General features: G+C 66.1%; 17 protein-coding genes and 1 tRNA gene. 10 read left to right on the top strand and 8 right to left on the bottom strand.

The window, feature by feature from the left end; translation table 11 throughout:
* Nucleotides 1-16: 16 nt before the first annotated feature.
* From ABZW74_RS16400 to ABZW74_RS16380, 5 genes are all read right to left on the bottom strand, one after another.
* Nucleotides 17-460 (bottom strand): hypothetical protein, encoded by a 444-nt coding sequence (locus tag ABZW74_RS16400; RefSeq protein WP_355277587.1) that lies wholly within the window; start codon nucleotides 458-460, stop codon nucleotides 17-19.
* Nucleotides 457-702 carry a hypothetical protein gene (locus ABZW74_RS16395; protein WP_355277584.1) on the bottom strand — a complete coding sequence of 82 codons (246 nt, stop codon included), beginning with the start codon at nucleotides 700-702 and terminating at the stop codon, nucleotides 457-459. The genes ABZW74_RS16400 and ABZW74_RS16395 overlap by 4 nt, the downstream gene beginning before the upstream one ends.
* Nucleotides 699-2,654 (bottom strand): hypothetical protein, encoded by a 1,956-nt coding sequence (locus ABZW74_RS16390; protein ID WP_355277581.1) that lies wholly within the window; start codon nucleotides 2,652-2,654, stop codon nucleotides 699-701. The genes ABZW74_RS16395 and ABZW74_RS16390 overlap by 4 nt, the downstream gene beginning before the upstream one ends.
* Before the next feature lie 61 nt (nucleotides 2,655-2,715).
* Nucleotides 2,716-3,129 (bottom strand): nitroreductase/quinone reductase family protein, encoded by a 414-nt coding sequence (locus ABZW74_RS16385; protein ID WP_355277579.1) that lies wholly within the window; start codon nucleotides 3,127-3,129, stop codon nucleotides 2,716-2,718.
* A gap of 34 nt (nucleotides 3,130-3,163) precedes the next feature.
* Nucleotides 3,164-4,414: a hypothetical protein gene (locus tag ABZW74_RS16380; protein ID WP_355277576.1), complete on the bottom strand. Its 1,251-nt coding sequence runs from the start codon at nucleotides 4,412-4,414 to the stop codon at nucleotides 3,164-3,166.
* A 515-nt stretch (nucleotides 4,415-4,929) separates the two neighbouring features.
* Between ABZW74_RS16380 and ABZW74_RS16375 the strand changes: the two genes are divergently transcribed.
* The 3 genes from ABZW74_RS16375 (at nucleotide 4,930) to ABZW74_RS16365 (ending at nucleotide 7,377) form a co-directional block, all read left to right on the top strand.
* Nucleotides 4,930-5,895: a helix-turn-helix domain-containing protein gene (locus tag ABZW74_RS16375; RefSeq protein WP_240856572.1), complete on the top strand. Its 966-nt coding sequence runs from the start codon at nucleotides 4,930-4,932 to the stop codon at nucleotides 5,893-5,895.
* Between the two features lie 65 nt (nucleotides 5,896-5,960).
* Nucleotides 5,961-6,608 (top strand): TetR/AcrR family transcriptional regulator, encoded by a 648-nt coding sequence (locus ABZW74_RS16370; protein ID WP_240856573.1) that lies wholly within the window; start codon nucleotides 5,961-5,963, stop codon nucleotides 6,606-6,608.
* The gene (locus ABZW74_RS16365) at nucleotides 6,595-7,377 is read left to right on the top strand and encodes an SDR family oxidoreductase (RefSeq protein ID WP_355277573.1); all 783 of its coding nucleotides are present in this window, start codon (nucleotides 6,595-6,597) and stop codon (nucleotides 7,375-7,377) included. Before ABZW74_RS16370 ends, ABZW74_RS16365 begins: the two co-directional genes overlap by 14 nt.
* A gap of 30 nt (nucleotides 7,378-7,407) precedes the next feature.
* On the opposite strand, the gene ABZW74_RS16360 is transcribed toward ABZW74_RS16365, so the two are convergent.
* Nucleotides 7,408-7,481, bottom strand: a tRNA-Leu gene (locus ABZW74_RS16360).
* A gap of 105 nt (nucleotides 7,482-7,586) precedes the next feature.
* Between ABZW74_RS16360 and ABZW74_RS16355 the strand changes: the two genes are divergently transcribed.
* The 3 genes from ABZW74_RS16355 to ABZW74_RS16345 all read left to right on the top strand — a co-directional run bounded on the left by ABZW74_RS16355 (nucleotide 7,587) and on the right by ABZW74_RS16345 (nucleotide 11,530).
* The gene (locus ABZW74_RS16355; RefSeq protein ID WP_355277570.1) at nucleotides 7,587-9,869 is read left to right on the top strand and encodes an MMPL family transporter; all 2,283 of its coding nucleotides are present in this window, start codon (nucleotides 7,587-7,589) and stop codon (nucleotides 9,867-9,869) included.
* The gene (locus ABZW74_RS16350; protein ID WP_355277602.1) at nucleotides 9,811-10,545 is read left to right on the top strand and encodes a TetR/AcrR family transcriptional regulator; all 735 of its coding nucleotides are present in this window, start codon (nucleotides 9,811-9,813) and stop codon (nucleotides 10,543-10,545) included. Before ABZW74_RS16355 ends, ABZW74_RS16350 begins: the two co-directional genes overlap by 59 nt.
* Before the next feature lie 106 nt (nucleotides 10,546-10,651).
* Complete coding sequence (locus tag ABZW74_RS16345) at nucleotides 10,652-11,530, top strand: Bax inhibitor-1/YccA family protein (RefSeq protein WP_355277568.1); 879 nt, start codon at nucleotides 10,652-10,654, stop codon at nucleotides 11,528-11,530.
* 395 nt (nucleotides 11,531-11,925) lie between these two features.
* Here the strand turns inward: ABZW74_RS16345 and ABZW74_RS16340 are convergent, their stop codons facing one another.
* Nucleotides 11,926-13,149 carry an acetyl-CoA C-acetyltransferase gene (locus ABZW74_RS16340; protein WP_355277565.1) on the bottom strand — a complete coding sequence of 408 codons (1,224 nt, stop codon included), beginning with the start codon at nucleotides 13,147-13,149 and terminating at the stop codon, nucleotides 11,926-11,928.
* A 48-nt stretch (nucleotides 13,150-13,197) separates the two neighbouring features.
* Complete coding sequence (locus tag ABZW74_RS16335) at nucleotides 13,198-14,130, bottom strand: SGNH/GDSL hydrolase family protein (RefSeq protein WP_240856578.1); 933 nt, start codon at nucleotides 14,128-14,130, stop codon at nucleotides 13,198-13,200.
* A gap of 39 nt (nucleotides 14,131-14,169) precedes the next feature.
* On the opposite strand from ABZW74_RS16335, the gene ABZW74_RS16330 reads away from it, so the two are divergent.
* From ABZW74_RS16330 to ABZW74_RS16315, 4 genes are all read left to right on the top strand, one after another.
* Nucleotides 14,170-15,564 carry a cystathionine beta-synthase gene (locus tag ABZW74_RS16330; protein WP_355277563.1) on the top strand — a complete coding sequence of 465 codons (1,395 nt, stop codon included), beginning with the start codon at nucleotides 14,170-14,172 and terminating at the stop codon, nucleotides 15,562-15,564.
* Between the two features lie 9 nt (nucleotides 15,565-15,573).
* A complete protein-coding gene (locus ABZW74_RS16325; RefSeq protein ID WP_240856580.1) occupies nucleotides 15,574-16,746 on the top strand; it encodes a cystathionine gamma-synthase in 1,173 nt (390 codons plus the stop codon).
* Nucleotides 16,747-16,761: 15 nt separating this feature from the next.
* Nucleotides 16,762-17,964: a threonine ammonia-lyase gene (gene ilvA / locus ABZW74_RS16320; protein ID WP_240856581.1), complete on the top strand. Its 1,203-nt coding sequence runs from the start codon at nucleotides 16,762-16,764 to the stop codon at nucleotides 17,962-17,964.
* A gap of 94 nt (nucleotides 17,965-18,058) precedes the next feature.
* A partial coding sequence (locus ABZW74_RS16315; protein WP_355277559.1) for a protein kinase occupies nucleotides 18,059-21,398 on the top strand: 3,340 nt, incomplete at its 3' end.

The following is a 21,398-nucleotide window of genomic DNA, read 5'->3' as shown; positions in this document are numbered from 1 at the left end:
GGCCACCAAGGTCCGGTCAGCGGACCTGCAGAGTTGCGACGGTCACGTCGGCCTCGTGCAGTTCGATCGCCACCGACCCCGGCACGGTGACGGTGAACTCGAAGCGCTCACGCTGCGCTCCCGCCGTCACCTCGAAGCTGTGCTCGGGCGTCGAATGAACGTGAACCTCGTCGGCGGCGTCACTGGTGACGTACAGAACGATGGGTGTGCCGACCGTCGCTTCGATCCGGGCATTGCGCGGGGTGACCGTGCCGTTGGCGATCGTGATGTCGATGGTTGTCGCGGTGTCCGCGGACGGCGGAGGTGACACCATCGACACCCCGGACGGCGTAGCGGCGGTACTGCTCGCGCCTGCACTCTCGTCGGTGCCACCGCATCCGGCCAGGCCGACGGCAACGACCACCGCACCCAAGGCTGCGGTCCACCGAATCATCTTGTGCGACATCGCGTCGTGCGTCATGGATCTCCTTTGGTCACATCGTCGTCATCGGGATTGCGTTCGGATGCCTGTCCGTTCTCCGGTGTGGTGGATTCGTCTTCCAGCGCCTCGTGTGCCATCGCTTCCTCCAGCGCCTCGGCGCGGCGGTCGCGGATCACGATGACCAGGATGACGATGACGATGATCGCCACCGGCAGAAGTGCCGGAATCGCCAGCAGGACCGAATGATCGGCCAGATAGATCGTTTGTGCGGCCGACGTCACCGCGTGTGTCCGGTGGTGTGCCGGGCGCGGGGGGCCGAGTCGCCCCCGTCGTCGGCACGCTGGTCTGCTGGTTCGCCGTCGACCTCGGCCATCTGCTCGCGCCGTGCCCGGTTGACGCGCACCGCACCCCAACCCAGCAACCAGATGAAGGCGAGCGTGCAGGCGAGCACCACAAGCGACGCCATGCCGAACGCCAGAGCCGACGCGTCGGCCTTGCGTTCGCGCTGCAGAATCGAGAGTTCCTGCTGGAAGGGATATGGCTGTCCGGACGCTGCCACGACCTCGGTGGCGTCGATACCGGGATCCGCGGGCAGGAAGAGCGGTACCGCACCCATTTCCTTGCCATTCTGGACTCGCAACAACGTCTTCCAGGTTCCGCCGACGGGGAACGGCTTGGTGGTCTCGTAGGTGGTCGGACCCACCTTGCGCAGGGTGTCGATGTGCAGACCACGCAATTCGCTTTCACCGCCCTGCCAAGCCATGACCTGCACCCACTCGGCGTCGTCGGGGATTTCGCGACTGAGTTCGATGGTGGCGGTGCGCATGGTGTTGCCGTCGTCCTCGGCGGCATCGGCAAAGGTGACAGTGGCTGTGAGATCCGGTGTGTGATAAGTCAATCCGTTGGCAGTGACGATGGCGGCGATGGCCACGAAGCCGACCATGATGCCGCGCCGGATCGCGGGACGCGGGAGTTCTTCGCCGCGAACCGCCACCACGAACAATGCGGCGACCAGGCCGGAAATGGTGGCCGACGGAATTGCCATCAACAGTGCCTCGGTGTTGAAACCGTGATTCCACGGAATCGGGAACACGGCGTTCACCCAGATGCGCTCGAGGAAGAAGCCGAGAGTTCCGGCCAGCACGCCGGCGACCGTCCCGAACAGCAGGCGACGGTGGACAAGCGGTGTCAGCGCAAGGATTTCGACGATGATGGCGATGCCGAGATAGAGCGGGAAGACGCTGTGCGGTGCTTCCGCCGGTACCCAGACGATCCAGGCGATGACCTCGCGGATGATCGCGGCGGCGAGCACGGCGAAGAGGGCTGCGCCCCGTCCGGCGAGCAGTCGGGCGATCACGAGTGCGAAGACGCCGGCCGCCAGCATCAGCGTCGGATGGAAGACGGCCCGGAACTGCTGGACACCGAAGTCGAACTCCACCTGGTACACCGACATGCCGATGACGAGACCGGCGGCCATCATCGCCCGCCCGAACCAGACCATGAAGCTGCCGCGCCCGGGTGGGCGGCCGTCCTCGCCGACGAGTTCGCCTGCGTCGTCGCGGTGGAGCTTGGGAGCCGCTGCACCTTCCCAGTCCAGGATGATGATCGCGAGCAGCGACAGTCCGGCGCCGCCGATGAGCATGAGATGCGTCGGCCCCCAGAGCGTGACGTCCTGCCCGAAGATGCGATGCCAGACGTCATCGAGCGGGAAACCGATGAGCGCGTAGAGGCCTGCGGTGGCGATCAGAATGCCGCCGGTCGGCGCGTACCAGGTGCGGGTGATCTTGACCGGGATGCGCCCCGACTGTGAGCCGGGCGGAGTCCCTTCTTCTTCGCGCGGCAGGATCATCGCGAGTACGCCGCCGATGAAGAGGAAGAACAGGCCGAACAGGATGAAGTAGTGCGCGGGGTTCGCGAGCGGACCCGAGTCGCGCCCGCGTCCGATGTGAAGACTGACATCCCAGATGAACCCGAACATCGCGGTGATGATCGTCGTGGTGAACAGCAGGCTCGGCAGGGCCACCCACGGGGGCCGCCGGAACAGGCGCCCGGCGAATTCGGCAAAGGTCTGTAGCCACGTGATCTTGCGGGTGCGGTGCAGATAGGCGATGAGGCCGAGGCCGGCCGAGATGACGCCAGCGATGGCGGTCATGAGTGCAACTTGATCGAGCGCCGCGCCGCCGCCCTCATCCGCGGCGAGCAGGAGTCCCGGATGCACGACGACAGTGTCCATCAGGTCACAATGCCTGGTTCACCCATATTGTGTCAATAGTCGTTGATATGGTTTCTGGTGCTCAGGTCGCCCGTGTCAACGCGACCACTGCGATCGTCCTGGTGACCTTGTCCTGGTAGGTCTGATAGTCGAAGACATCGTCGATGAGTTTGCGCCAGACGGCATCGCGCTCGGCGCCGGTGATCTCGGCGCCGGTGACCGGAATCGTGTTGCCGTCCAGGGTGATCGACGCCGGAGTAGCCGCCTCGAGGTTCAGCCACCAGCCGGGCTGCCAGTCGGCGCCACCGTTGGAGGCGACGACGATCCATCGCTCACCGTCGACCATGTACATCAGGGGAGTGATCCGGGTCTTGCCGCTCTTGCGTCCGGTGGTGGTGAGCAGGAGCAGATCGGCGCCGCGGAATCGCTTGGGGCGAAGCTTGGTCACGACAGCGTTGACCGCGCGATTGAGGGTGACGAACAGCCGCCGTTTCATGCCGGAAGGATAGTCCGCGCGCGCGATGCGTGGTTCAGCTGACCGATACCGCGGTGTGCGACGCCGCGTCCGCCAGGATCTTGTGGAGATTCCAGACCGGTCGGTGCGACTCGAACTGGGTCTCGTAGGGAACCTTCATGGTGGCGACGAGGTTGCCGAATCGGTTGTTCACCCAATCCTGGTAGCGGGGCAGGAGCTCGGTGGTCACGTAACGCCAGCGCAGGTCGAACTTCGACCAATCCCAATTGGCGATAGGGGTTTTCACGCTCAGCGTGCGGCCGTCGGCCATCTTTGCCCGGTAGGTGAACGGGATGAAGTTCCGCAGAGCGGGCACACCCGCGATCGACGGTGAGCCGGCGAGCGTCATGGCATAGGTCAATGCCGCGCCGACACCATCGGCCTTGCGGTAGTTGCGGACGTTGTCGAATTGCCAACCGACGACGTTGAATTGCTCACGTCGCAGCAGGGTGGCATTGCCCTGGGAGACCAGCTTCGGATTGCCCGAGGCGATGTCGCGCCAGGCGTTGAGGACGCCGGCGTCGATGAGTCCCGCGTTGTAGAACTCGGTGACACCCTTGAGGCCGTCGCGAGTGAACGCAACGTGCAGAGGCATCAGGTCGGAGAAGATGGCCTTCTGCATGACCAGGATCTGCTTGGAGAACCACTGCAGGTCGTTGGGGGTGATCTTGTCGGCGCCGTAGGCCAGCGTCTGCAGGCCCTTCGGGAAGATCCCGATGAACTGCTTGCCTGCGACCGACGTCGTCGCCTCGATGATCTGCGCAGCCAGCGGCTGCAGGCCTCGGATGGCATAGATGTCGCCCATCATGACGACGTCGGCGATGCCGCCACCGAAGTCCGCCCCGACGAGTCCGGCCATACCCGACCACTGCAGGTTGCGGTGCGCGATCTGGAAGTTCTCGTAGTACCGGTAGGACTTGATCATGTTGCCGCGCATGGCGTGGAAGCCCTCGTCGGGGTCCCAGGTTGCGAGGTCGATCCCGGCCGTGGAGGTGGCCTGTACGAGCCGGTACTGGAACAGCAACGCCCCATAACGCTGCGGCGCAACGCCACTGGCCCGAGCCTCGCCGACGAGACGGGTCAGCTGCGCGAGATCGGTGGGCAGTGCCTTGTTGACCCCGCCGGCGTCGTGGTCGGCGAACCGGTTGGTCAGCGGGAGGTCGAGATAGCGCTCGAAGGTCGACGCCGTCGCCGGCGCTGAGCTCAGAGCGAGGCCACTGATCGCGCACACGAATGCAACAGCCAGGCCAAGGAGTCGGGTGCGCACGTGAATACCTCGGTTTCTCGGAAGTACGAGGAAACGTGCGGCGACGAGACGCGAATCGCTTTCCGCGACACAGCCCCCCGACTGTCTTGTCGTCAGGTGCTCCTCGAGGAACATTTGACGGGTTTGAAAGCTACCGTCGGGTCAGGAGCTCGTCAAAAGGCGACGGAGTGCGCGGAGTATCCATGTTCGAGCAGGTGGGGGGCTGTTTTCGGGTCGATGGCCGCGCGTGCGGCAGGAAAATGTGATGAGACGCACACGCCTATTCGTCTCATTGGTCGGATTGTGGAGGTTCCGCGGCCCGGGCGGGTCGTGCGCGCTCGGGAGGTGCCGCGCCGTGGGAGATGGCCGATGCGGCGTGAACGCCGGCCGCGGCGTCGACCAAGATCTGAACAGCGGTGCTATCTCGCACTCGGGCAATGGCTTTGGAGGCCGTTGAAGGATTCATGGTTCCACTGTCCAGCCACTGCGCCCCGAACAACAGTGGCACCAATGCCTACTATCGATAAGATAGTGACATGCATGATGTGGCGATCCTTGCCTACGGCGGCATGTCTGGTTTCGAGGCCGGTATCGCGGCCGAGATCTTTGGTATGGCGGAGCTCTCCCGACCGTTCGCGGAGGGGATTCCAAGACCCTGGTATCGCGCCTTCTTCTGTGCGGCCGAAGGGCAGGTCGACATGATCGGGGGTGCCACGCTCACGGTGAGTCACGGTCTCGATGACCTGTCGCGGGCCGACACGATCGTCGTGCCGAGCGTGGCCGACGTCTTCGCATCGCCCTCAGGCGATGCGGTCGAGGCCGTGCGCGCGGCCGCCGAGAACGGTGCACGGCTCGTGTCCATCTGCTCTGGCGCGTTCCTGCTGGCCGAGGCCGGTGTGCTCGACGGGCGGCAGGCGACGACGCACTGGATCTACGCCGAGGAACTCGGTCGCCGATACCCGCGCGTCGATGTGGACCCGCGGCCGCTGTACGTCGACGCCGGAAACGTGTTCACCAGTGCGGGCTGTGCCGCGGGCCTTGATCTCTGTGTCCATATCGTGCGGCTCGATCGAGGTCCTCGGGTGGCGAATGATGTGGCACGACGCCTGGTCATCGCGCCGCATCGTTCGGGTGGGCAAGCCCAGTACGTCGAGACGCCGACCGGCGTCGCCGAGCGCGACGGCGTGATCGCCGCCAGCATGGCGTGGGCGCTGGACAACCTGGACCGGCCGATCGGTCTCGATGAACTCGCCGGCGTCGCGCATCTCTCTCGGCGTAGCTACCTTCGGCAGTTCGCCGCGGAAACGGGTACCACTCCCATCAGATGGCTTATCGGGCAGCGAATCTCGGCCAGTCTTGCGCTCCTCGAGGACGGTGGCACGCCGATCGAGGAGATCGCCACGAGCGTCGGGTTCGGTTCGGCGGTGACGTTCCGTCACCACTTCACGAGAACCATGCACACGACGCCGAGCGAGTATCGGGCGTCGTTTCGCATGGTGTGACGGCAGGAAGTGGAAAACCTACCGCATGGTTTGTAAAAACCTACCGGATGGTTTATTCTTGCGAAGTGAGTCCTGCCGAGCCGTCCACCGCCAAAGGCGCCGCGACGCGTGCGCACCTGCTGACCGTCGCTGCGTCCGAGTTCGCGGAAAACGGCTACGAGGCAACCAAATTCAGTGCTCTGATCGCGGCTTCAGGGCTCACCAAAGGTGCGTTCTACTTCTATTTCTCGTCCAAGGCGGAACTCGCTCGCGCGGTGATCGACCACCAGGAGCAACTGTGGATCGACGTGGTCGAGCGTCGCGTGCTGGCTCAAGAGACACCGATCGCCCAACTCATGGAGGTGCTGCCTGCCATGCTCGAACACCTCGAGAGTGATCCTGGGGCGTGGAGTGTGATTCGACTGGTGCGTGAACTCGGCGACTCGGGAAGTCCCCATAAGCCGATCGAAACGTGGATCACGCTGATCGCCAACATCATCCGCGATGGACAGACGGCCGGACAGATGCGTGCCGACATCGACGCGACCGCATTGGCGACTGTCCTGGTGGGCGCGTTCGACGGCATCAAGACACTTGTGGACGCCGGCGCGACCGAGCAGCGCGACCACGACCTTGCCCACTACACCGAAGTTCTCATGTCGTTGGCCGCAGGCGGGCTCGACATCAACCTCGACGACATCAACCCGACAGGACCGAACCATGAATCATCGTGACTCCACCGTTCTCATCACCGGCGCCAGCTCCGGCATCGGCAAGGACTTCGCCGAGACCCTCGCGGCCCAGGGGGCCAACCTGATTCTGACCGCGCGCAGTGTGGACAAGCTCGACGCCCTGGCGGGCGATCTGCGTGCCCGGCACAGTATCCGGACCGACGTGATCGGCGCTGACCTGTCCGTACCGGGCGCGGCGGCCGAACTCGTCGGGGAGATCGACAAGCGCGGTCTCGACGTCGACTTCCTCATCAACAACGCGGGATTCGGCACTCACGGTGATCTTGCCGATGCCGACCCAACCCGAATCAGCAGCGAGGTCGCGCTCAACGTCGCCGCACTGACCGACCTCACGACCGCCTATCTGCAGCTGATGACTGCGCGAGGTTCGGGCGCGATCATCAACGTCGCGAGTACGGCCGCATTTCAGCCGGTGCCGCACATGGCCGTCTACGCCGCGACAAAGGCTTACGTCCTCTCCTTGAGCGAGGCGCTGTGGTGGGAAGCCCGCCGCAATGGTGTGCGGGTGCTCGCGCTCTGCCCGGGTGCCACGGACACCGAGTTCTTCGACGTCGTCGGCTCCGACGATGCCGCGGTCGGCGCCCGACGCACCACTCGTCAGGTCGTCGACACGGCCCTCGATGCGCTCGCTGCGGGGAAGCCGAGCGTGGTCGATGGGCTGCTGAACAAGGTGAGCGCCAATTCTCCCCGATTCGCACCCCGGCGAGTGGTGCTCGCGATCGCCGAGCGGGCGGTCCGTCCGCGCGGCTAGGCCGCTCGGGCGCGGCTTGCGCCGCGGGCGTGCCCCCAGTCGGACTCGAACCGACACTGTGCCGATTTTAAGTCGGCTGCCTCTGCCTATTGGGCTATGGGGGCTCGCCGTACAGCATGTCATCTGTTCGGCCGAAACTCGTTGACCGGTCTAACTTACTGCTGATAACTTAACGCTGGAAAGTGTCCGACAACTCTCGGGGGAGTTCCATGTTGGTCCGGATGACCAGATCCATCATCGCCATGCCACGGCGAGTCCTGCTGGTGGCGGTGGTGTTGCTCGCGCTGTGTGGCGTCTACGGCATCGGGGCTGCGCAGCATCTGCTTTCCGGTGGGTACAGCGATCCCAATTCGGAATCCACGCAGGCGGAAAAGGTTCTCGACGAGACGTTCAATCGGGGTGGCGTGCAGGTCGTCGTCAAGCTCGACGGTCCGGCCGGGATGAACATGGCGACCGATCCCGCAGCGCGGGCGGTCGGCGGCGACATCGTCCGCGAGCTTTCGGCCACAGAGTATGTGCAGCAACCGATTCTGGCGGTGTGGACGAGTCCGAGCTTGTCGTCGTCGCTGGTGAGTCGGGACGGGTCGTCGGCGCTGATCATCGCAACGCTCAGTGGCGGTGAGGAACTGGCGCCCGCCCATGCGGAGGAGATCGAAGCCAAGCTTTCCGGTGAGCGGCAGGAGATTTCGATCCGGGTCGGTGGCCAGGGGTTGGTCTTCAGCCAGGTCAACGAGCAGACGTCCAAGGACCTCGCGGTTGCCGAGGGGATCGCGATCCCGATCAGTTTCCTCGTGCTCATCGTGATCTTCGGCGGAGCGGTCGCCGCCGCGCTCCCGGTGATCATCGGCATCGTGTCCATCGTTGCGACCTTCGCATTGCTGCGGTTCATCGCGGTGTTCGCCGACGTATCCATCTTCGCGCTGAACCTCACCACCGCACTGGGTCTCGCGCTCGCGATCGACTACACCCTGCTCTTGGTGACCCGATATCGGGAAGAGGTCGCCGGAGGAATGAATCGCGACGACGCGATCATCCGCACGTTTGCGACGGCCGGGCGCACGGTCGCGTTCTCCGCTGTGACGGTGGCGCTGTCGCTGTCGGCACTGGCGATCTTCCCGATGTACTTCCTACGTTCCTTCGCCTACGCCGGGCTCGGGGTGGTCTTGGTCGCGGTGCTGGCGGCACTGGTGCTGACCCCGGCGATCCTCATGCTGCTCGGCGATCGGATCGATGCGGCCGACGTTCGGAAACCGTTGCGGCGCTTGTTCGGTCGGCCGGAACCCGTGATCAAGGCCGCCGAGGACACCTGGTGGTATCGCGCGGTGCAATGGGTGCTGCGGCACGCGTTGCCCGTGGCGACGGTGACCACGGCGTTCCTCCTGGTTCTCGGCGCGCCCTTCCTGTCCATCAGTTTCGGGTTTCCCGACGACCGCGTGCTGCCGCCGAGCGCCAGCGCGCACGCGATCCAGCAAGAGATCCGTGAGGACTTCGAACACGACCTTTCCTCGACGGTCACCATCGTCGCTTCCGGTGCGGTCGATCCGGCGCAACTCGGCGATTACACCCGTACGCTCTCGACCGTCGACGACGTCGGTTCGGCATCGTCGTCGGCCGGCACCTTCATCGAGGGCAAACAGGTGAGTCCGGGGAACCCCGCAGACACCAAGGGTGACGTGCACATCGTGACCGTTGCCACCGATCGTGAGCCGATGTCCGACGCCGGTCTCGACCAACTCGAAAGCCTGCGCGACGTGCCGGTGCCCGCGGGCGTCGAGGTCAAGTTCGCCGGCGTTGCCGCCGCAAACGACGACACGGTGAGTTCGATCTACGCGCACTTACCCTGGGTTCTCGCGGTGATCGCGATCGCGACGTTCATCCTGCTGTTCCTGTTCACCGGCAGCGTGGTCATGCCACTGAAGGCATTGGTGCTCAACATCTTGTCGCTGTCGGCGACGTTCGGTGCGATGGTGTGGTTCTTCCAGGACGGGCATCTCGACGCGCTGGGCACCACCGCGACCGGCTATCTGGTCGCCACGATGCCGGTCCTGATGTTCTGCATCGCCTTCGGCCTGTCGATGGACTACGAGGTATTCCTTCTCGGCCGTATTCGTGAGGAGTGGTTACGGTCCGACGGAACCCGCGCCGCCAACGACCACGCAGTTGCCCTCGGCCTGGCCAAGACCGGTCGCGTGATCACCGCCGCCGCGCTGCTGATGAGCATCGTGTTCGCCGGGATCGCGGCCTCCGAGGTGTCGTTCATGCGCATGTTCGGAGTGGGTTTGACGCTGGCCGTACTGATGGACGCGACTTTGATCCGCATGTTGCTCGTGCCGGCATTCATGCGGCTGCTCGGCCGGGCGAACTGGTGGGCTCCCGGCCCGTTGCGGCGACTCCACGATCGGTTTGGGCTATCGGAGGAATCTCCCGTCGGTGATGATTCGGAGGTGTCCAGTGACCACACGGCGAGCCCGGTCACCCCGCGGATCCGGTGAGATCCTCGCCGAGGAGATCATCGAGGCCGCCAGCGATCTCCTCGTCGAACACGACGACGAGACGGCAGTGTCGATCCGCGCGGTCGCGAACCGGGTCGGTGTCACACCACCGTCGATCTACCTGCACTTTGCCGACAAGGACGCACTGCTCGACGCCGTCTGCGCACGCTATTTCGAGCACCTCGACGCCGAGATGGCGGTCGCCTCCGAGGGCATCGCCGATCCACTCGAGAACGCGCTTGCGCAGGGGTTGGCGTACGTGCGGTTCGCGCTGGCGACGCCCGTGCTGTACCGGGTTGCGTTCCGCAGGCCTCCGGACAGTGGCGAACGCCTCAAGGTCGACGACGTCCTCGCCGCGTCGGCCTACGCGCGATTTCGGAGCACGGTGGCGGCGATGGCCGACGAAGGCATTTGTGCCGCGGCCGACATCGACGACGTCGTCCTCGAACTCTGGGCCGTGGCCCACGGTATCGCGTCGCTGATGATCGCCAAACCCGGTCTGCCGTGGGGCCGTGATCTCCGGCATGCCGAGAACGTCCTGCGTTCGGTGGGTCTGGGTCGGGCGACGCTGACCAGGCTCGGCGAACGCGCCGACCACGACACCGCGCGGGCGTGGTTTGCGGCTCGGGACGTCCGGAGCGAGTCGTCGAACGACAACATGGTCAAGAGAAGGTAAAGTCGCGGGGGAACGGTGCTCGTTTGCGGAACCCGCACGCAGTCGCCGTCGTTGTCACCACAGATATCCGCAACGAATCAGATATCCGTAACGTAAGGAGCGCTTCGTGCGAGAGAGTAGCAATCCGGTGATGCGCGGGGTGGTCCGCGACAATCAGACCGGGTACGCGGGCTTCGGGACCGGCATGGCCGGCGCCGGACAGGCCGCGATGTTCGACCAGTACGGACAGCAGGTCGATCAGCAAGGACGGCCGGTCGACCCGTACACCCAGCCGGCGCCGCCGAGCACTCGCCAGCTCACCATCGACGACGTCGTCACCAAGACCGCCATCACCCTGGCAGTGCTGACGATCTCGGCGATCGCCACGTACTTCCTCGTCGACCAGAACACCGCACTCGCGACGCCCATGATGGCGCTCGGCGGGATCGTCGGCTTCGTTCTCGTACTGGTCGCATCGTTCGGGCGCAAGCAGGACAACCCGGCGATCGTGCTGGCCTACGCCGTCTTCGAAGGCCTCTTCGTCGGTGCCATCTCGTTCGTGTTCGCCGAATTCATGGTTGGGGATTCCGTCTCGGCGGGTGCGCTGATCGGGCAGGCCGTGCTCGGCACCTTCGGTGTCTTCTTCGGAATGCTCGTCGTCTACAAGGTCGGCGCCATCCGCGTCACTCCAAGGTTCACGCGCATGCTGTTCGCCGGAATGATCGGCGTGATCGTGCTGATGCTCGGCAACCTCGTGATCGGCCTGTTCAACGGTGGTGAGGGTTTTGGTCTCCGTAACGGTGGCCCGCTGGCGATCGTCTTCTCGCTCGTCTGCATCGCGCTCGCGGCGTTCAGCTTCCTGCTCGACTTCGACGCCGCCGATCGCCTCATCCGCGCCGGTGCGCCGTCGCGCGCCGCGTGGGGTGTGGCACTGGGCCTCACCGTCACCCTGGTCTGGCTCTACATCGAGATCCTGCGCCTGCTGAGTTACTTCAACTCCGACTAGTCGCAGCAATGACCACGACGAGGGCCTCGCACCAATGGGTGCGAGGCCTTCGTCGTTGGTGCGGCGGACACTTCCCGCTCAAGGGGGTGCTGGTGACATCTGCTCGCGTGTCTCCCACCTGCGCGCGATGCATTGCGAGGAAATGGGAGAAACGCGAGCACCTGCGTCGTCGAGCCCGCGACCATCGATCGGCGCGTTCCGCGGAACGCGCCACGCGCTCGTGGCGCCCGCAGAAAATAGGGGAAGAAACTTCGTCCCCTACCCTCAGAGTCCTCCCCTAGAAACTTCTGGGGGAGGACTCTGAACCTAGGGGAGGAAAACTCTTCCCCTAGATTCTGCGAGCACGACGCTGACGTATTTGCCCAGGTCAGCGGGCTAATCTCCGAATCTTCGGGTCAGCTGAGCCGCTCGAGCACCATCGCCATGCCCTGTCCGCCACCGACGCACATCGACTCGATGCCGAAGGTCTTGTCGTGGGTCTGCAGGTTGTTGAGCAGGGTCGTGGTGATGCGGGCGCCGGTCATGCCGAACGGGTGGCCGAGGGCGATGGCACCGCCGGAGACATTGAGCTTGTCGTGGTCGATGCCGAGTGCGTCGGCCGAGCCGAGCACCTGCACGGCGAACGCCTCATTGATCTCGACGAGATCGATGTCGGAGATCGACATGCCCGAGACGCGCAGCACCTTGCGGATCGCCTCGATCGGTCCGAGGCCCATGATCTCCGGAGACAGGCCGGTGGCCGCTGTGGCGACGACTCGCGCGAGGGGCGTCAGACCGAGTTCCTTGGCCTTGGTGTCACTCATGATCACCAGTGCGGCGGCGCCGTCGTTGAGCGGGCATGCGTTTCCGGCGGTAATGGTGCCATCCGGACGGAAGACCGGCTTGAGCTGCGACACCTTCTCGTAGGTGGTGCCCGCGCGCGGACCGTCGTCGGTGGTCACGAGCGTGCCGTCGGGCAGGGTGACCGCGTCGATCTCGCGCTCGAAGAAGCCCGCCTTGATGGCGTCCTCCGCGCGGTTCTGACTGAGCACGCCCCAGCGGTCCTGGTCTTCGCGAGAGATGCCCGTGGAACTCGCCACATTCTCGGCGGTCTGGCCCATCGCGATGTAGACATCGGGGATCAGGCCGTCCGCGCGCGGGTCGGTCCACGCCGGAGCGCCACCCTCGGCGGCTTTCGCAGTCCGGGCCTGCGCCTCGTCGAACACCGGGTTCTTGGAGTTCGGTGCGCCGTCGGCGCCGCCCGAGATCCCGAAGCTCGAGACGCTCTCCACGCCGCCGGAGATCAGCACGTCGGCCTCGCCGGCCTTGATGGCATGTAGAGCCATGCGCGTGGTCTGCAACGACGACGAACAGTAGCGGTTCACGCTGACACCGGGGATGTGGTCGTAGCCGAGTTCGACGGCGATCACACGGGCGATGTTGTACCCGCCCTGGCCGCCGGGTTGTCCGATGCCCCAATGGATGTCCTCGATGTCGGCAGGGTCGAGTTCGGGGACCTTGGCGAGCGCGGCGGCGACCATCTGGCGGGAGAGTTCGTCGGGGCGGACGTCCTTGAGCGACCCCTTCCCGGCGCGGCCGATCGGGGAGCGGGCATGGGCAACGATCACGGCTTCAGGCATGAGCCCAAGCTACACCTGCCTACCAAGCGGGTGCTTGGTCAGGGCTGCTCAAGAGACACCGATAGCGCGCCGCACCCGATTGATGAGTCGATTCTGCTCGGCGGCCTCCGACACCTCCGGAGGTTCGGGCAGCGGAGCCGGCCCCCATTCGCCGATGGCGGCCAGCACCTCGGGCAACAGGATGTCGGCGGCCAGCGCGTAACCCGCTGCGGACGGGTGATATTGGTCGGGGGAGAACATGTGCTCCGGTTTGGCGAGGAACTCCTTGGCCATGACGTCGGCCATGGGTACCGGACGGCCTCCCGCCGAACGCACGGCACCGCGCTGGGCGGCCGCCAACCGCAGACCCCACCGGCGCAACACCGTGCGAAGCGGCTGGGGTATCGCGGTGATGACGCCGAAGTCGGGGCAGGTCCCCACGACCACCGCGGCGCCGCCGGCGACGAGCATCCGTACCGCCTCGCCGAGCCGCTGGGCCGACGAGCGGATGCCGTTGGTCGCGGTCACGTCGTTGGCGCCCACGAGGATGACCGCGATATCCGGCCGGTCGCCGGCGATGTGCATCGCCTCCACCTGCGCGGCAAGCCCGCGCGACGTGGCGCCGACGATCGCCTTGTTGCTGTACCGGATCGTTCGCCCGGTCTCCGCCGAGACCCGGCGGGCGAGGATCACGCCAGGTGTTTCGTCGGCGGTGTCGGCGCCGAGTCCTGCCGCTGTGGAGTCACCGAAGACGGTGAGGTGGAGGTCGACGGGGTGGTCGCGCCGATAGGGCACGGGCCCGGTGCCGTCGGGGTAGTAGATCCCGTCGCCGTCGGGTGCATTGTCGGTGCGGTGCGGAATGGTCGTCCGGGCGGCGGCAGCCTGATAGTGCAGAAAGTTGTAGAACGCCCATGACGCACCGGCGCTCGCTGCCGCGGCGGCCACGGTGGCGCCGATGTCACGGAGTCGGTTGTCGGTCGCACCATCACCCACGTCGGACACGGCCCACAGTCTAATCGTCGGGCATGGGACGATGGACGCATGCGCATTGCCAATCACGTCGTTGATCTGGTGGGCAACACCCCGCTGGTCAAACTCAACTCGGTGACCACGCCCGGATCGGGTCTCGTCGCCGCCAAGGTCGAGTACCTCAATCCCGGTGGAAGCAGCAAGGATCGCATCGCCGTCCGCATGGTCGACGCGGCCGAGCGCTCCGGCGAGCTGAAGCCCGGCGGGACCATCGTGGAGCCGACGTCGGGTAACACCGGTGTCGGACTCGCCCTGGTGGCGCAACAGCGCGGCTACAAGTGCGTGTTCGTGTGCCCCGACAAGGTCGGCGAGGACAAGCGCAACGTCCTGCGCGCGTACGGCGCCGAGGTCGTGGTCTGCCCGACCGCCGTCGAGCCGTCACACCCCGACAGCTACTACAGCGTCTCAGACCGCCTGACTCGCGAGATCGAGGGCGCATGGAAGCCCAACCAGTACGCGAATCCGGCGGGTCCGCAGAGTCACTACGAGACCACCGGCCCGGAGATCTGGAACGACACCGACGGCAAGATCACCCACTTTGTGGCGGGGGTCGGAACCGGCGGGACCATCACGGGCACCGGTCGCTACCTCAAAGAGGTGTCGGGCGGCGCGGTGAAGGTGGTGGGCGTCGACCCGGAGGGTTCGGTGTACTCGGGTGGAACCGGTCGCCCGTACCTCGTCGAAGGCGTCGGTGAGGACTTCTGGCCGGACGCTTACGACCCGAGCGTGCCCGACGAGATCATCGCGGTGAGTGACGCCGACTCCTTCGACATGACGCGCCGACTCGCCCGCGAGGAGGGACTGCTGGTGGGCGGGTCCTGCGGGATGGCCGCGGTGGCCGCCCTGCACGTGGCGCAGCGCGAGGGGCCCGACGCGGTGGTCGTGGTGCTGCTGCCCGACGGCGGCCGTGGCTACATGGCCAAGATCTTCAACGACGAGTGGATGAGCAGCTACGGATTCCTGCGCACGCCCCTCGACGGGAAGACCAAGGAGTCGCTGGTGGGCGACGTCCTGCGGGGCAAGACCGGCGCGCTACCGGACCTCGTGCACACCCACCCGCAGGAGACACTGCGCGACGCCATCGAGATCCTGCGCGAGTACGGCGTCTCCCAGATGCCGGTGGTCGGGGCCGAGCCGCCGGTGATGGCGGGCGAGGTTGCCGGTGCGGTCACCGAACGGGATCTGCTCAGCGCGGTGTTCGAAGGACGAGCGAGCCTCGCCGACCCGGTGTCGGCGCACATGGGCGAACCGTTCCCGTTGATCGGGTCCGGCGAGCCGGTGTCGGCGGCGACCAAGGCGCTGAGCGAATCCGACGCCCTCATGGTGGTCGAAGAAGGCAAACCCATCGGCGTCATCACCCGCCACGACCTGCTGGCCTTTGTCAGCACCCACCCCATCGTCGGTTAGGAGCATCGAGTGAGTGAGAAGCGCAGCGCTGCGGATTCTGTTCGCTGGCAAGGCTTTTCGACCAGAGCAATCCACGCCGGGTACGACCCGGATCCGCAGACCGGCGCGGTCAACGTGCCGATCTACGCGAGTTCGACCTTCGCCCAGGACGGGGTCGGCGGGCTGCGCGACGGATTCGAATACGGCCGCACCGGCAACCCCACCAGGCGTGCTCTCGAAGCCAATCTCGCGGCGCTCGAACATGGAACCTACGGTCGCGCTTTCGGATCCGGCATGGCGGCCACCGATACACTGCTCCGCTCGACGCTGCGTCCCGGTGACCATCTCGTCATCCCGAACGATGCGTACGGCGGAACGTTCCGACTCATCGACAAGGTGTTCAGCCAGTGGGGGATCAGCTATTCGGTTGCCCCGGTCACCGACGTCGACGCGGTGCGCGCGGCGGTCCGACCGGAAACCAAACTCGTCTGGACCGAGACCCCGACCAACCCGCTGCTGAACGTGGGCGACATCGAGGCGCTGGCCGGGGTGGCGCACGACGCGGGCGCGAAACTGGTGGTGGACAACACGTTTGCCTCGCCCTACCTGCAGCAGCCGTTGTTGCTGGGTGCCGACGTCGTACTCCATTCCACCACCAAGTACCTCGGCGGACACTCCGACGTGGTCGGGGGTGCCCTGATCACGGACTCCGAGGAACTCGACGAGGCGTTCGCGTTCCTGCAGAACGGCGCCGGTGCGGTACCCGGCCCGTTCGACGGATACCTGACCATGCGCGGCATCAAAACCCTTGCGGTGCGTATGGATCGGCACTGCGACAACGCCGAGAAGGTCGTCGACTACCTGTCGTCGCACGACAAGATCGAGAGCGTCCTCTATCCGGGGCTGTCGACACACCCCGGCCACGGGGCCGCGAGTAAGCAGATGAAGCGTTACGGCGGCATGGTGTCGGTGCTCGTGAAGGGCGGCATCGAGCCGGCCAAGGAGTTCTGCGCGCGCACCGAGGTTTTCACGCTTGCCGAATCGCTCGGCGGGATCGAGTCGCTGATCGAGCATCCGGGTGCGATGACGCACGCATCGACCGCGGGCTCGCTGCTCGAGGTGCCGGCGAATCTGGTTCGCCTGTCGGTGGGCATCGAGGACATCGACGACATCCTCGGTGATCTCGACAACGCACTGGCCTGAAATCCGAAGGCGCCGATGCTGATCACCCGCACTGACATCGACGACGCGGTGGCGGCGCTCGCCCCGGTGATGCGTCGAACCCCGTTGGTCGCCTCGCGGGTGCTCTCGGAGCGCTCGGGCTGCGAGGTGTGGCTCAAGTGCGAGAATCTGCAGCGCACCGGCTCCTTCAAACCACGCGGCGCCTACTTGCGGATCTCGCGACTCGCGCCCGACGAGCGGGCCCGTGGTGTGGTCGCGGCCAGTGCGGGCAACCACGCGCAGGGTGTTGCGTGGTCGGCGACGGAACTCGGCATCCCGTCGCGCGTCTACATGCCGACCGGCGCGTCACTACCCAAGATCGCGGCCACCAAAGCCTATGGCGCCGAGGTGGTTCTGGAGGGTTCGACCGTCGACGAGGCGCTCGTCGCGGCCAAGCGGTATGCCCAGGAGACCGGCGCCGCGCTGATCCACCCGTTCGACCACCCCGACATCGTCACCGGGCAGGCGACCGTGGGTGCGGAGATCCTGCAACAGATGCCCGATGTGTCGGCGGTGGTGGTGCCGCTCGGCGGTGGCGGGCTGCTCGCCGGAGTGGCCGCGGCCATCAAAGTGCAGCGTCCCGAGGTGAAGGTGATCGGGGTGCAGGCGGCGGACGCCGCGGCATGGCCCCGATCGATCCAGCAGAATCGTCCGGTCGCGGCGGAGTCGATGAACACGATGGCCGACGGTATCGCCGTCGCGATGCCCGGAGAGGTGCCGTTCGAGCACGTGACGGCGTACGTGGACTCGGTCGTCACGGTCAGCGAGGACATGCTGAGCACGGCACTCCTCACGATTCTCGAACGTGCCAAACTCGTCGTCGAACCCGCGGGTGCAGCAGGTGTCGCGGCGATGATGGCACCGGAGTTGGCCGACCTCTCCGGGAAGGTCTGTGTCGTCGTGTCCGGCGGCAACATCGACCCGCTCCTGCTCACCCACGTGACCACGCACGGACTCACCGCGGCTGGGCGCTACCTGACGGTCACCGCGACCATCTCCGACCGTCCCGGCGGGCTGATCGCCTTCCTGGAGTTGCTGCGCGACCATGGGGCCAGCGTGCTCGACGTCGTGCACTCCCGCGTCGCCGACGATCTGTATCTCGACGAGGTGCAGGTGACGGTCAGCGTCGAGACACGCGGGCACGACCATCAGCGCGAGTTGCGAGCGGCGCTGGCCGACGCCGGTTTCCTACGAGGGTGAACCGTCGGGTCCGTTTGGGGCCGGGGGCTTGCGGGTCGGATTAGTCTGGATTGGTAGCCCGGGTCGAAGGTCCCGGGCCGACCGAGGGACACCGATGGTCGAGTTCGATCCGCTGTCGACACAGCGCGACGTCAGCCCCGACGCCGCCGCAGAGTTGATTGCGGCCGGATTCGGCGACCCGATGCTGATCGGCCGCGGCGGATTCGGCGCCGTATACCGCGCGGAGCAGGCGGGGCTCGAGCGCACCGTCGCGATCAAGATCCTCACCGATCACCTCGACGAGGCGAGTCTGGAACGCTTCTTCCGCGAGCAGCGCGCGATGGGGCGGCTGTCGGGGCATCCGAACATCGTGAACATCCTCGAGATCGGTTCGACGCCGAGCGGCATGCCGTTCATCGTGATGCCGTATCACCCGCACGATTCGCTCGACGCGCACATCCGCAAACATGGCCCGCTCGCCTGGCCGGATGTGATGCGTCTCGGAATCAAGATCGCGGGCGCCCTCGAGACGGCGCATCGGGCCGACATTCTGCACCGCGACATCAAGCCCGGCAACATCTTGCTCACCGAGTACGGCGAACCGCAGCTGACCGACTTCGGTATCGCTCGGATCGTGGGCGGGTTCGAGACCGGCGCCGACATGGTCACCGGGTCGCCCGCGTTCACCTCACCCGAATTGCTGGTCGGCGATGCGCCGAGCGTCGCGTCGGATCTGTACGGCCTCGGCGCGACCCTCTTCTGCGCGCTCACCGGACATGCCGCGTTCGAGCGGCGCAGCGGTGAACGGGTGGTGGCGCAGTTCCTGCGGATCGCCAGTGAACCGGTGCCCGATCTCCGTGGCGGCGACATTCCCGACGAGGTGTCGCGCGCCGTCGAACACGCGATGGAGCGCGAGCCGGCCGAACGTCCCGAGAGCGCGGCAGCCTACGGCGAGGAACTGCAGGACATCGTGACGCGGTGCGGTCAGGCGCCCGTCGAGATGGCGCTGCCCACCCGTAAGCCCGCGGAAACGCTCGGCGGGACGCCGGGGCGACGATCGGGGGCGACGACCGCGCCGCCCACCCCGGCGACCAAGTTCCGGCCGCCGTTGCGGCCGCGCGCGCAGGTGGCGCGAGAACGCCTGATGGACATCCTGAGCGCCGGCGAACGCCGCCGCCTCATCCTGATCCACGGCCCGGCCGGGTATGGGAAGACGACCGTCGCCGCACAGTGGGCGGAACGGCGTCACGGTGAGGGCGTGCACGTGGCATGGCTGACCGTCGACGACGACGACAACAATTCGTCGTGGTTCACCACCCACCTGATCGAGGCGATCCGGCGGGTCGATCCCGAGGTCACCGCCGACCTCGACGACGTGCTCGAAGACCACCGGGAGCGTGCCGATCTCCACGCCCTGACCACCCTGATCGACACCATCCACGAGCGGGGCGAGGTGATCCTCGTCGTCGTCGACGACTGGCATCGGGTCACCGATCCGGCCGCTCTTGCCGCAATGGAGTTCCTGCTCGACCACGGATGCCATCATCTTCAACTGCTCATCACCAGCAGATCGAGGACGGGTCTGCCGATCAGCCGCATGCGGGTTTCCGACGAACTCGTCGAGATCGACATCGCGGAACTGTGTTTCGACGCCGACGAGGCGCGCACCTTCCTGGTCGATGTGGCCGGACTGGACCTCGAGAGCCGCGACATCACCGAGTTGTGGAATTCCACCGACGGCTGGGTCGCGGCGCTGCAGCTGGCGTGTCTGTCGTTGCGCGGCAACGATTCACCGGCCGAACTGATCGCCAACATCTCCGGTCGCCATCGGGCGATCGGTGACTTCCTTGCCGAAAACGTCTTGGGCACACTGCCGCCCGATATCCTGCGGTTCCTCCTGACGACGTCGGTGCCCGACCACATCTGCGCCGGCTTGGCGTCGGCCCTGTCCGGACAAACCCGCGGGCAGGCCCTCCTCGAGGACATCGAGTCGCGAGACCTGTTCCTGCGCAGGACAGATCCCGACGGCGACTGGTTCCGCTACCACCCGCTGTTCCTGGAGTTCCTGCGCCGTCGACTCGAGCGTGACGATCCGGATGCAGTGACCGGTCTGCATGTCCGTGCGTCGGAGTGGTTCGGCGATCACGACATGCTCGCCGAAGCCGTCGATCACGCTCTGTCGGCAGGGGATACCCGGCGCGCGGTGGAACTCGTCGAAGCCGATGGCCGGACCCTGCTGGAGCATTCGCAGATGTCGACGGTGCTCGGTCTCATCGACAAACTGCCACCGAGTGTGGTGGTCACCAGTCCGCGGCTGCAACTGACGGTTGCGTGGTCGAATGTGCTTCTGCACCACACTGATCGGGCGCGCGCGGCCATCGACCGGGTCAATGCGGGGCTTGATGCCGTTGCCGATGATCAGCCCCGAATGGCCCGAATGCGGATCGAGGCCGACGTCGCACTCGCGTGTACCGACGCCACCGCAGATCGCGTCGACCGCATCGACGGCCTGATCGCCGAGTGCCTGTCCCGGCCGGAATCGTTGCCTCCCTTCGTGGTGTCGTCGGCCGCCGACGTGGCGACGATGACCGCGACGCTGCGCCTCGACTTCGACGAGGCGCATCGGATGCAGGCATGGGCTGCGCCGTTTCATGAGCAGAACACGGGAGCATATGCCGTGATGTACGGTCATGCGCTCGACGGCCTCGCCTTCATCGAGGAACTCGAACTCGACTTTGCGGAGCGAAGCCTGCGCAGCGCACTGCAGGTGTCGTTGCGTCCGGGCGTCGGTCGAACGCAGGCGTATCGTCTGGCCGCTGGACTGCTGGCCCAATTGCTCTATCAGAGAGGCGCTTCCGAGGAAGCGAGCGGGCTGCTGGAAGAGAGTCTCATCTTGGAGCCGGACGAGGGGATCATCGACATGATCCGAGCGCGGTACGTCACCGCCGCGCGACTTGCCGTTGCGCAAGGCGACCTCGACGCCGGGGCCCGATTCCTCGAGGACGCCGGTGCGGTTGCCGATCGTCTCGGTGCCCGACGACTCCGCGCCTACGTCGAGAGTGAACTGGTCGCGCTCGAGGTGCCAACCCGGCGTGCTCTGGCACCACGCGTCGACTTCGAGCATCGCGACTCCACTGCCACCGGCTGGTTTCAGATCGTCGCGCAAGCCGAGGAAGAGGCAGCGATCCGCCTGCTGCTCAAGGACTCCCGTGATCCCGAGCTCGCGTGCCGGTGGGCCGGAGAGTGGGTCGAGCGCCTCACCGGCACTCGGCGTCGACGCGCTCTCTTGCAGGCCAGGCGACTACTGGCTCTCTGCCTCGCCGCCGCAGAACGCTCCGACGACGCCGCTCACGAGGTGGCCCTCGTGTTGCGAACCTGCGACGACGCCGACACGCTCGGGCATGCGATCGAACGTCGCGAACGCTATCGGTGGCGCCATGGCGCGGCAGTGTCGG

It is taken from the genome of Gordonia sp. NPDC003585 (genome assembly GCF_040610755.1).
Lineage (GTDB): Bacteria > Actinomycetota > Actinomycetes > Mycobacteriales > Mycobacteriaceae > Gordonia.
This window is presented reverse-complemented; position numbering and strand designations above follow the sequence as displayed.